11 protein-coding genes are annotated in these 11070 nt (G+C 72.8%); 8 read left to right on the top strand and 3 right to left on the bottom strand.

The window, feature by feature from the left end:
• Window positions 1-200: 200 nt before the first annotated feature.
• Complete coding sequence (locus E1211_RS26155; RefSeq protein ID WP_132351888.1) at window positions 201-818, bottom strand: DUF4126 domain-containing protein; 618 nt, start codon at window positions 816-818, stop codon at window positions 201-203.
• 71 nt (window positions 819-889) lie between these two features.
• On the opposite strand from E1211_RS26155, the gene nucS reads away from it, so the two are divergent.
• Complete coding sequence (gene nucS, locus E1211_RS26150) at window positions 890-1549, top strand: endonuclease NucS (protein ID WP_132351886.1); 660 nt, start codon at window positions 890-892, stop codon at window positions 1547-1549.
• A gap of 42 nt (window positions 1550-1591) precedes the next feature.
• Here the strand turns inward: nucS and E1211_RS26145 are convergent, their stop codons facing one another.
• On the bottom strand, window positions 1592-3088 hold the full coding sequence (locus E1211_RS26145) for an aldehyde dehydrogenase family protein (RefSeq protein WP_132351884.1): 1497 nt from the start codon (window positions 3086-3088) through the stop codon (window positions 1592-1594).
• 251 nt (window positions 3089-3339) lie between these two features.
• Between E1211_RS26145 and E1211_RS26140 the strand changes: the two genes are divergently transcribed.
• The 7 genes from E1211_RS26140 to E1211_RS26110 all read left to right on the top strand — a co-directional run bounded on the left by E1211_RS26140 (window position 3340) and on the right by E1211_RS26110 (window position 9894).
• Complete coding sequence (locus tag E1211_RS26140; RefSeq protein WP_120679530.1) at window positions 3340-3753, top strand: FHA domain-containing protein; 414 nt, start codon at window positions 3340-3342, stop codon at window positions 3751-3753.
• 267 nt (window positions 3754-4020) lie between these two features.
• Window positions 4021-5094, top strand: coding sequence for an alpha/beta fold hydrolase (locus tag E1211_RS26135; protein WP_207915516.1), 1074 nt, complete (start codon window positions 4021-4023; stop codon window positions 5092-5094).
• A 172-nt stretch (window positions 5095-5266) separates the two neighbouring features.
• The gene (locus E1211_RS26130) at window positions 5267-7057 is read left to right on the top strand and encodes a 3-hydroxyacyl-CoA dehydrogenase family protein (RefSeq protein WP_132351880.1); all 1791 of its coding nucleotides are present in this window, start codon (window positions 5267-5269) and stop codon (window positions 7055-7057) included.
• Window positions 7058-7098: 41 nt separating this feature from the next.
• Window positions 7099-7593 carry a SigE family RNA polymerase sigma factor gene (locus tag E1211_RS26125; RefSeq protein WP_132351878.1) on the top strand — a complete coding sequence of 165 codons (495 nt, stop codon included), beginning with the start codon at window positions 7099-7101 and terminating at the stop codon, window positions 7591-7593.
• Complete coding sequence (locus tag E1211_RS26120; RefSeq protein WP_132351876.1) at window positions 7590-8639, top strand: hypothetical protein; 1050 nt, start codon at window positions 7590-7592, stop codon at window positions 8637-8639. Before E1211_RS26125 ends, E1211_RS26120 begins: the two co-directional genes overlap by 4 nt.
• A gap of 51 nt (window positions 8640-8690) precedes the next feature.
• On the top strand, window positions 8691-9017 hold the full coding sequence (locus E1211_RS26115) for a hypothetical protein (RefSeq protein ID WP_371686201.1): 327 nt from the start codon (window positions 8691-8693) through the stop codon (window positions 9015-9017).
• Window positions 9018-9084: 67 nt separating this feature from the next.
• Window positions 9085-9894, top strand: coding sequence for an alpha/beta hydrolase (locus tag E1211_RS26110; protein WP_132351874.1), 810 nt, complete (start codon window positions 9085-9087; stop codon window positions 9892-9894).
• 38 nt (window positions 9895-9932) lie between these two features.
• On the opposite strand, the gene E1211_RS26105 is transcribed toward E1211_RS26110, so the two are convergent.
• Window positions 9933-11070 (bottom strand): AI-2E family transporter (locus E1211_RS26105; protein ID WP_243709703.1); only part of this gene is annotated, 1138 nt, incomplete at its 5' end.

Raw genomic sequence — 11070 nt, 5'->3', positions numbered from 1 at the left:
AGGCCGCCGACCTCGTCGCCCAGTACTGGAACAGCTGACAACCACACAGCAACACAGCACGACCACACAGCACCACAGCACGACCCGACCGCTGGCCGGCACCCCAACCCCGGGTGCCGGCCAGCGGTCGCATGGGCGAAAGCGGCGGCACCCTCGGGGTAACCGCGGGTGCCAGAAACGGAACGGGAACGGCGCGTGGGCTAGACGCGGAAGCCGGCCGCGCGGGCCGCCTCCAGCTCTCGACGCCGGTCGGCGCGCCGGCGTCGGAACCAGAAGAGGAAGGCGACGAGGCCGGCGAGGAACAGCAGGACGAGCACCGGCAGCAGGATCGCCACCACCGATACCACGGCGCTCGTCGCGTCCTCGGCGGTGCTCGCCACCGGAGCGCCCACCCCGGCGGTGGTCGCGTTGATGACGGGACGCGCGGCGGACTTCAGCAGGTGTACGCCGAACGCGATGAGCACGCCGGTCACGACCGGCACCCACTCGTGGGACGAGAAAAAGTTGCCCGGGTCGCTCACCGTGACCGTCTCGGCGGTCGAGCCCGCGCCGAAGGCGAGACCGCCCGCGGTCGGGCGTACGACCGTCTGCACCACGTCGTTCACGTGGTCGAGCACCGGCACCTTGTCGGCGACCACCTCGACGGAGAGCAACGCCGCCAGGATGACGAGGACCCAGCCGTCGCCGAGCCAGGCCCAGCCGCTGGGCAGGTCGATCAGGTCGGTGTACCGGGCGAGCAGACCCATGGTGAGCAGCGGGATGTAGGCGTTCAGTCCGGCCGAGGCGGCGAGGCCGGTTCCGGTGAGGAGTTCGAACACGGTCACAGCATCCCATCGGCGCGCCAGTGCCGCTCGACAGCGATCGTCGGCTCCTCCGCTACCCTCGTCGGGTGCGGTTGGTGATTGCGAAGTGCTCGGTGGACTACGTCGGACGGCTCTCGGCTCACCTGCCGCCGGCCACCCGACTGCTCATGGTCAAGGCGGACGGATCGGTCTCCATCCACGCTGACGACCGTGCGTACAAGCCGCTGAACTGGATGAGCCCGCCCTGCCGGCTGGAGGAGGCCCCGGGGGTGTGGCGGGTGGTCAACAAGGCCGGCGAGGAGCTGCGGATCACCCTCGAGGAGATCTTCCAGGACACCTCGTACGAGCTGGGGGTGGACCCGGGCCTGCGCAAGGACGGCGTCGAAGCGCACCTGCAGGAGCTTCTGGCCGCCAACCCGAGCACGCTCGGTGAGGGCTTCACGCTGATCCGCCGGGAGTACATGACCGCCATCGGTCCGGTGGATCTGCTCTGCCGGGACGCCGACTCGGGCACGGTCGCCGTGGAGGTGAAGCGGCGGGGCGAGATCGACGGTGTGGAGCAGCTCACCCGCTATCTCGAACTGCTCAACCGGGACCCGCTGCTCGCGCCGGTCGCCGGTGTCTTCGCCGCGCAGGAGATCAAGCCGCAGGCCCGGGTGCTCGCCACCGACCGGGGCATCCGCTGCGTGGTCGTCGACTACGACAAGCTGCGCGGCATCGAGCGCGACGAGTTGACCCTCTTCTGAGGGCGCGCCGGCTCGACGCTGCGTCCACCGGACCGCCGACTGTCACCGGCCGTACATCGCCTTGACGACCTTCACGAGTCGGGCGACGTCGGCCGGGGTGCGCTCGAAGGTCATCGAGGGCAGCAGGGAGCGGGCGCGACGCCGGGTGATCGCCTTGGCCCGGCCGAACTCGCGCAGCCCGTCCGCGCCGTGGATCCGGCCGAAGCCCGAGTCGCCGACGCCGCCGAACGGCAGTGTGGACATTCCGGCGAAGGTCAGCGTCGAGTTGACCGAGGTCATGCCGGAGCGCAGCCGTCGGGCGGCCGCCATCGCGCGGCGCCGGCCGAAGACCGAGCCGCCCAGGCCGTACGCGAGGGCGTTCGCGCGACCGACGGCCTCGTCGACGTCGCGGACGCGGTTGACGGTGAGGGTCGGTCCGAACGTCTCCTCCCGTACGGCGGCGGAGTCCTCCGGCACGTCGATCAGTACCGTCGGTCGCACGTACGGCGGCTGCACCGCGTCCGCGCCGCCCAGCACGGCGCGCCCACCCCGGGCGAGCGCGACGTCGATGTGCCGGCGCACCACGTCCAGTTGGGAGGGCATCGTGATCGGGCCGATGTCCGCGCCGTCGGCGCCCACGGTCAGGCGGCCCGCCCGGTCGACCACCTTCGCCACGAACTCGTCGAAGACCGGTTCCACGGCGTAGACCCGCTCGATGCCGATGCAGGTCTGCCCGGCGTTGGTGAGCGCGCCCCAGACGCACGCCTCGGCGGCCGCGTCCAGGTCGGCGTCGCTGTCGACGATCATGGCGTCCTTGCCGCCCGCCTCGATCAGCACCGGCGTCAGCGACTCGGCGCAGGCGGCCATCACCTTCCGGGCGGTCGCGCTGGACCCCGTGAAGGCGAGCTTGCCCACCCCGGAGCGGCAGAGCGCCGCGCCCACGTCACCGAGACCGTGGACCGCGGTGAGGACGGGCTGCTCCGGCACCACCTCGGCGAAGGTGTCCACGAGCCACTGCCCCACCGCGGGCGTGTACTCGCTGGGTTTCAGGACGACGGCGTTGCCGGCTGCCAGCGCGTACGCCGTCGAGCCGACGGGGGTGAGCACCGGGTAGTTCCACGGGCCGATCACGCCGACCACCCCGTACGGCTGGTACTCCAGGTGACCGGAGAACTCGGCGAGGATCAGCCGGGACCGGACGCGGCGCGGACCGAGCGTCCGGCGGGCGTTGCGCGCTGCCCAGTCGATGTGCTCGACGGCGGTGACGACCTCGACGATCCCGTCCGCGACCGGCTTGCCACCTTCGAGGTGCATCAGGTCGGCGAGCTGCTCGATCCGGCGGGCGAGCAGGGCGCGCCAGCGCAGCAGCCGCTCCCGGCGGCCGGTGAAGCCGAGCGACGCCCACCACTGCCCGGCCGCCTCGGCACGCGCGACCGCCGCGGTGACGTCGGCCTCGGTGGCGACCGGGAACCGCCCGGCCTCGGCGCCGGTGGCCGGGCTGGTGGAGACCAGGAGGCCGTCTTCGATGACCGGGGCGCCGGGGACATGCACAGCCGTCATGGCGGGAGTCTAGACCCGAGTATTACTCACCGGTAGGGGTGATTCGACCGCTGTGCCCGGGTCGTCGGCGCGCCCTCGAGCCGCGCGGCCGGCGCGGCGGCACGATGGAACAGTCGATCCACCGCCCGAACCGGCCAACGGAAGGTGTACGGCCGGAGACGCGGAGGTGTCCACCCGGCCATAGAGGTGACTACCGTCTGGTGGCACGCTGATGCGGGGAGTGACGGTGTGGGGTGGAGGGCTGACTGTCCATGGAGGAGCTTCCGGAACTGCTGCCGTTGTTGACGGTCGCCGGTGGTCCGATGCGCGGGGCGAGCTTCCGGCTGCGAGCCGAAGCTCAGTTGATCGGTCGGGCCCCAGCGGCCCACGTCTCGGTCGCCGACCCGCACCTGAGCCGGCGGCACGCCGAGGTCTGGCTCACGCCCGAGGGCGCCTGGCTGCGTGACCTCGGCTCGACCAACGGCACCTGGCTGAACGATCGCCGGATCGGCGGGCTGGAACAGCTCACCGACGGGGACGTCATCCGGCTCGGCCGTACCGAGCTGCGTTTCTTCGACCCGGGCGTGGCCCGTACCGACCCGGTCGGGCTCCGGTTCGGCCCGGCCCGACGCGACCACCGGCCGACGTTGCCGCTGCCGTTGCCGACGCCCCCGGTGCTGCGCTGACCCGGCGCACCACGGCCGGCGGTGCCGGGTCGCGCGTAACGCCGGGACACGCTGCGCTGACCCGGCGCAAACCGGCCGGCGGTGCCGGGTCGCGCGTAACGCCGGGACACGCTGCTCAGGCCGGCGGCTCGGCGAGAGTCGGGCCGCCCTCCTGCTGCTGACGGCGCGCGTCGCGGTCACCGGGCCGGAGTCGGCTGACCGGCCACACCCGCGGCCCGCCCGGGATGGGAGCCGGCCACATGGACGGCCGGCCGGTCGGGTGGCAGCATGCCGCGGATGGAGACCGAGCAGCGGATCGTCACGGCGAACGGCATCACCCAGTCGGTACGGGTCGCCGGTCCGCCGGACGGGGTGCCGGTGCTGCTCGTGCACGGCAACTGCTCGTCCGCGACCTTCTGGGAGCCCCTGGTCCGGCGCCTGCCGGGCACCCTACGGATCGTCGCGCCCGACCTGCGCGGCTACGGCCACACGCAGACCGCCCCGGTGGACGCCACCCGTGGGCTGCGTGACTTCGCCGACGACGTGGCGGCCCTGCTCGACGAGCCGGCCCTCTTCCCCGCGCCGGACGTCCGCCCGCTGGTGGTGGGGCACTCCCTCGGCGGGGGAGTGGCGATGACCCTGCTGATCGACCACCCCGACCGGATGGCCGGGCTGCTGCTCGCGGCCCCCGTCTCACCGTACGGCTTCGGCGGCACCCGCGACGCGATCGGCACCCCGACCACCCCCGACTTCGCCGGCACCGGCGCGGGCACCGCCAACCACGAGTTCGTGCGGCGGCTCGCCGCCCAGGACCGCGGCGACGACGCCCAGGCCAGCCCGCGCAACGTGCTCCGGGGCACCTACGTGTCGGATCCGGCGTCGCTCGGCGGGGACGAGGAGTTGCTGCTCGACAGTGTCCTGTCGACCGCCACGGGGGACGACAACTATCCGGGGACCTCGGTCGCCTCGGTGAACTGGCCGGGCAGCGCACCGGGGGAGCGCGGGGTGCTGAACGCCCTCGCGCCGACGTACCTCCGGCTCGCCGACGACCTGGTCGCGGTCGCGCCGAAGCCGCCGATCACCTGGGTACGCGGCGACGCCGACGTGATCGTCTCGGACACCTCGCTCTTCGACCTCGCGTACCTCGGCTCGCTCGGCGTCGTACCCGGCTGGCCGGGCGAGGCGGAGTGCCCGCCGCAGCCGATGGTCGGGCAGACCCGGGCGGTGCTGGACCGGTACGCCTCGGCGGGTGGCGCGTACCGCGAGGTGGTGCTCCCCGGCTGCGGGCACAGTCCGCACCTCGAACGGCCGGCCGAGTTCGTCGCCGAGCTGCTGGCGCTGACCGACCGCGCGGCCGTCTGACGACCCGCCACGGGGCGGCGTCGCCTCGCTCCCCACCACGAGGTGCGGAAGCGGGCGTGCTGGGTGAAATACGCCACGGCATCTCGACAACCGGACGGTGCATGGCAGACTCGCGCGCATAACCTTAGCGGCCGTTCAAGTGGCCGTGCGGAGCGTACTGGGGAGGCCGGTCGTGGCACGCGAGTTCACCAGCGTGGGCGTTGTCGGGCTGGGCACCATGGGTGCCGGCATCGTGGAGGTCTTCGCCCGCAACGGCATCGACGTGGTCGCCGTCGAGATCTCCGCGGCGGCGCTCGAACGCGGCCAGGCCACCCTCACCCGTTCCACCGACCGGGCGGTCGCCAAGGGCAAGCTCGACCCGGCCGACCGGGACGCGCTGCTCGACCGGGTCACGTTCGCCGTCGGCCTCGACGCGCTGCACGCGGTCGACCTGGTCATCGAGGCGGTCCCCGAGCACCTCGACCTGAAGCAGCGGATCTTCGCCGAGCTGGACCGGGTCTGCAAGCCCGACGCCATCCTCGCCACCAACACCTCGTCGTTGAGCGTCACCGAGATCTCCGTGGCCACCAGCCGGCCCAACCAGGTCATCGGCATCCACTTCTTCAACCCCGCGCCGGTGATGAAGCTCGTCGAGGTGATCCGTACGGTCGTCACCTCGGCCGAGGTGGTCGCCGACGTGGAGGCGCTCTGCGCCCGGCTCGGCAAGGTCGACGTCACCATCAACGACCGCGCCGGGTTCATCGCCAACGCCCTGCTCTTCGGCTACCTGAACCACGCGGTGGCCCTCTTCGAGTCGAACTACGCCAGCCGGGAGGACATCGACGCCGCGATGAAGCTCGGCTGCGGCCTGCCGATGGGCCCGCTCGCGCTGATGGACCTGATCGGCGTCGACACCGCGTACGAGATCCTGGACACCATGTACCGGCGCGGTGGGCGGGACCGCCGGCACGCGCCGGTGCCGCTGATCAAGCAGATGGTCACCGCGGGTCTGCTCGGTCGCAAGTCCGGCCGGGGCTTCTACACCTACGAGCGGCCGGGATCGCCGGTGGTCGTACCGGACGAGGCGACGCCGGTCGCCACGGCGGGCGCGTCCGCCGAGGGCGGCCGGGCCATCGCGAAGGTCGGCGTGGTCGGCTCCGGGACGATGGCCACCGGGATCATCGAGGTCTTCGCCCGGGCCGGCTACGAGGTCGTCTCGGTGACCCGTGGCGCGGAGAAGTCCGCCAGCATCTGCGAGGCGGTGAAGACCTCGCTGAACAAGGCCGTCGTCCGGGGCAAGCTCGGCGAGCAGGAGCGGGACGGCGCCCTCGGCCGGATCACCTGGTCGGCCACGCTCGACCACCTCGCCGACGTCGACCTCGTGGTCGAGGCGGTCGTCGAGGAGCTGAGCGTGAAGAAGGCCCTCTTCGCCAGCCTCGATGAGATCTGCAAGCCGGGCGTCGTGCTCGCTACCACCACCTCCTCACTGCCGGTGATCGAGATGGCGATGGCCACCCAGCGGCCGGCGGACGTGATCGGGCTGCACTTCTTCAACCCGGCCCCGATCATGCAGCTGGTCGAGGTGGTACGCACCATCCGCACCTCGCCGGAGACCGTGGCCACCGCCCGTGCGGTCTGCGCCGCGCTCGGCAAGACCTCGGTCGTCTGTGGCGACCGCTCCGGGTTCGTCGTCAACGCGCTGCTCTTCCCGTACCTCAACGACGCGGTGAAGATGCTGGAGGCGAGCTACTCGACCGCGGACGACATCGACCACGCCATGAAGCTCGGCTGCGGCTACCCGATGGGCCCGTTCGAGCTGCTCGACGTGGTCGGGCTGGACGTCGCGCTGGCCATCCAGCGGGAGCTCTACCTGGAGCTGCGGGAGCCGGGCTTCGCCCCCGCGCCGCTGCTGGAGCACCTGGTCACCGCCGGCTACCTCGGCCGCAAGACCGGCCGGGGCTTCCGCGACCACACCCACCGCTGAGGCGCGTCAACAGGCGGCGTACCCGACCGCGTCTGAAGGGTGTGACCTTCGAGGAGTACGTCAGCAGCCGCGGCCCGGCGCTCATGCGCCTGGCCCGACTGCTCGCCGGGGACGAGCACCGGGCCGAAGATCTCACGCAGGAGGTACTCACCAGGGCGTACGTCCACTGGCGCCGGATCGTCCGGTCGGACCGGCCCGACGTCTACGTGCGCCGGATGCTGGTCAACGCGCACAACTCCTGGTGGCGACGCCGCTCCAACCGGGAACTGGCCATCCCGACCCTCGTCGACCGTCCGCACTCCGGTGACCTCGGCGGCGAGGCCGCCGACCGGGACGAGATGTGGCGACTGATCGCCGGCCTGCCGGACCGCCAGCGGGCGGTGCTCGTGCTCCGCTACTACGAGGATCTCGACGACGCGACGATCGCCGAGATCCTCGGTTGCTCGCAGGTCACCGTCCGCACCCACGCCATGCGGGCGCTCGCCACCCTCCGGGAGCGCAGCGGCCTCCCGACGACGAACGGGAGCCGGCCGTGATCGATCTCGACGAACGGATCGCGCGGATCCTGCAGGAGCACGCCGACGGGCCCGTGGACACCGACCGGCTGGTGTCGGTCGCGGTGAACGGGGGACGGGCCCGTCGGCGCCGGCGACGGACTCTCGGCACCGGCCTCGGGCTGGTCGCGCTGTTCGGTCTCCTCCTGACCGTGATCGGTGCGCCGAGGGACGTGCGGACGCCCGACGCCACCGCGACGGCCGGCGTCCTCGTGCCGCCTCCCGCCCGTGGAGCCGCTGCCGGGCAGCGGCCGGAACTCGTGGGGACGGACCCGGCGACGCTGCACTTCGGCATCGACAGGTCCCGCGCCCGGTACCTCGGCTGGGAGGTCTCGCCCGGGCTGGAAGGTGCCCGGCTCGATGTGGGCGGTGGTCGCGCGGTGACCGTGGAGCTGGCCCGCTCGTCGGCGGTGCTGCGGCAGTACGGCATCACGGGGCTGCCGGGCGGCGTGACGACGCTGGCCGCCGAGTCCGCCTTCACCGGTGCGACCCTCCGCGCGCCGGCCGAGCGCGGGAGCACGCCGGTCTGGGTGCGGCACTGGCGGCCCGGCCCGGGTCTGTACGCCCGCGCCACGGTGACCGCCGAGACGGGGGCGGAGCTCGACGTCGCGGCCAGGGCATTGCGCCTCGACGAGACCCGCCACTGCGCCGCGCCGGTCCGGTTGACCACGCTCCCGCCGGGCGCGCGGCTCGCCGGCTGCACGGTCGACGCGCCCGCGTTCCCCGAGGCGCTCACCGTGCGCCTGGCGGTGGCGGGCAGCGGCGACCGGCGGATGGAGATCTCCTTCCAGTACGCGCGGTCCATCGCCGAGGTCCGTACCCAGGGCAACCGGATGGTCGGCGACCGGGCCGCCCAGCTCGACCGGCGCGACGGAGCGGCGCAGCTGGAACTGTTCGGGTTCCCCAAGGCACACCTGGTCGCCGCCTTCGGTTGGCCGTACCAGGGCTTCACCGAGGCGGACGCGGCGACGGTGCTCGGCGGAGCGCGGGTCGCCGACGACCTGACCAGACCGGAGCGCTGGAACTGATCGGGCCCCGGCCCACGGGGCGTCCCGCCGGCCGGCCGTACGCTTGATGACGTGAGTCCCCGTCGTAACCGTCCCCGCCGGGACGAGAACCCGGACCTGGACGTCGAGCGAGCGCGTCAGGGCATCGGCTCGGTGCAGCAGTGGCGCGACGGCGAGTGGCAGGTACGCGGGATCAGCGGGGGCTCCTCGGTCAAGACGTACCGCTGCCCCGGGTGTGATCAGGAGATCCGTCCCGGGGTGCCGCACGTGGTCGCCTGGCCGGCGGACGGCCGGGGCGACCTGAGTGACCGCCGCCATTGGCACCGCGCCTGCTGGGGCGCGCGGGACCGGCGCGGTCCGGTGATCCAGCGCGGCCGGGGCGCGCCCCGGCACGGCTGAGCGATCTGGATCACGCTGTTTCCTCCCCGGGCGGGCGGGGCCGACACCGTCGCGCCAGACTTGACAGGTGAGCACACCGATCCGCGCGTCCTCCGTCCTCCCCGCGCGGCGGGAGGAGATCGAGCTGCACACCGCCGACGGGCTCCGCCTCGTCGGCGAGCTGGCTCGCCCGCTCGACCGGGAGCCGGTGGCCACCCTGGTCTGCCTGCACCCGCTGCCGACGCACGGCGGGATGATGGACAGCCACGTCTTCCGCAAGGCCGCCTGGCGGCTGCCCGCGCTCGCCGACGTCGCGGTGCTGCGCTTCAACACCCGGGGCACCAGCAGCCTCCGGGGCACCAGCGAGGGGAGCTTCGACAACGCGGTCGGCGAGCGCTACGACGTGGCCGCCGCGATCGAGTACGCCGAGTTCGGCGAGTTGCCGAACATCTGGCTGCTGGGCTGGTCCTTCGGCACCGACCTGATCCTGAAGTACGGCTGCGACCCCGCCGTCGCCGGCGCCATCCTGCTCTCCCCGCCGCTGCGCTACTCCAAGCCGGAGGACCTGGCCCAGTGGGCGCAGTCCGGTCGGCCGGTGACGGCGCTGGTGCCCGAGTTCGACGACTACCTGCGCCCGGAGGAGGCGCGGAAGCGCTTCGCGGCGGTGCCGCAGGCCGAGGTGGTCGGGGTGCCCGGTGCCAAGCATCTCTGGGTCGGTGACGCGGAGCGGGTGCTCGACGAGGTGGTCCACCGGGTCAACCCGGCCGCCGCCGTGCCGCTCCCCACCACCTGGGACGGCCCGATGGAGACCGGCGACGTCAGCGCGTACGCCGACCGGACGGTGGCCTCCTTCGCCGACCGGCCGGTGCCGGGCCCGCCGCAGGCGCACGCGGGCTGAGCGGGCCGCGAGGCGCGGCTCCCCACGGCGACGGTGGGTCAGCGTGACTGCTGCCGGGGCAGCACCACCTCGCGCAGGATGATCTGGATGGCGGCCACCGTCGGGATGGCGATCACCGCGCCCACCACTCCGATCAGCCCGACCCCGAGCAGCGCGGCGAGCAGGGCCGCCACCTCGTTCACGTGCACCGAACGGCGCATCACCTTCGGGTAGATGAGGTAGTTCTCCACCTGCTGGTAGACGAGGAAGAAGACCACGCAGGCGATGCCCGCGGAGAGGTCGGTGGCGAAGCCGACCAGGGTCACGATCACCGCGCCGAGGGTCGCCCCGATCTGCGGGATCAGGTCGGTCACCGCGACCACCACGGCCAGCGCCATCGGGTACGCCAGCCCGACGATCAGGGCGAAGACGAAGGTGCTCAGGCCGGCGAGCACCGCGATGCAGAGCGCGCCGACCATGTAGGCGCCGACCCGGGTGAGGATCTCGTCGCCGATGAGCTGCACCCGCTCCCGCCGAGACGCGGGCACCAGCGAGTAACCGAGGGCCCGCAGGCGGTTGAAGTACGCCAGGAAGTAGATGGTCAGCACCAGCACGGTCAGGGCGCGGAAGATGGTGCCGAAGATCAGTTGCGCGCCGCCGAGCACACCGCCGAGGGCGCGCCCCACGGTCTCCGCGTTCACCGCGCCCTGCACCTTCTGCACCAGGTCGTACCGCTCGACGAGGTCGTTGACGGTCTCGCTGCGGCGCAGTTGTTCGATGTAGTTCGGCAGCTGCTCGATGAACTGCCCGGACTGGGTGATGATCGGCGGGACGAGCGCGAACACCCCGCCGCAGAGCAGCAGCATCACGGCGAACGCGACCAGCGCGACGGAGAGGCCGTGCGGCAGGCCCCAGCGGCGCAGCCGGACCACCGCCGGGTGGAGGCCGATCGCGAGGAAGAGCGCGATCACCACCAGGACCAGGATCCCGAACGCGTTGCGCAGGCCGAGATAGAGGGCGTACGCGGAGAGCAGGCCGAGCCCGCCGGTGAAGCCGAGCAGGAAGCTGTTGCGCCGCAGCGGGCGGCCACGTGGCCCGAAGCGCCCCGACCCGGTGGCGGGTGCCGGGTCGCTCGGGTCGTCCGGGGACTCGCCGACCGCGGTGGCGTCGGGGCGGGGCGGGGTCGCGCCCTGCGGG

This window comes from Micromonospora sp. 15K316 (genome assembly GCF_004348525.1).
GTDB lineage: Bacteria > Actinomycetota > Actinomycetes > Mycobacteriales > Micromonosporaceae > Micromonospora.
This window is presented reverse-complemented; position numbering and strand designations above follow the sequence as displayed.

Coding starts and splice junctions, on each gene's coding strand:
- E1211_RS26145 (WP_132351884.1), bottom strand. CDS start 3,088: ATGACGGCTGTGCATGTCCCCGGCGCCCCGGTCATCGAAGACGGCCTC.
- E1211_RS26140 (WP_120679530.1), top strand. CDS start 3,340: ATGGAGGAGCTTCCGGAACTGCTGCCGTTGTTGACGGTCGCCGGTGGT.
- E1211_RS26135 (WP_207915516.1), top strand. CDS start 4,021: ATGCCGCGGATGGAGACCGAGCAGCGGATCGTCACGGCGAACGGCATC.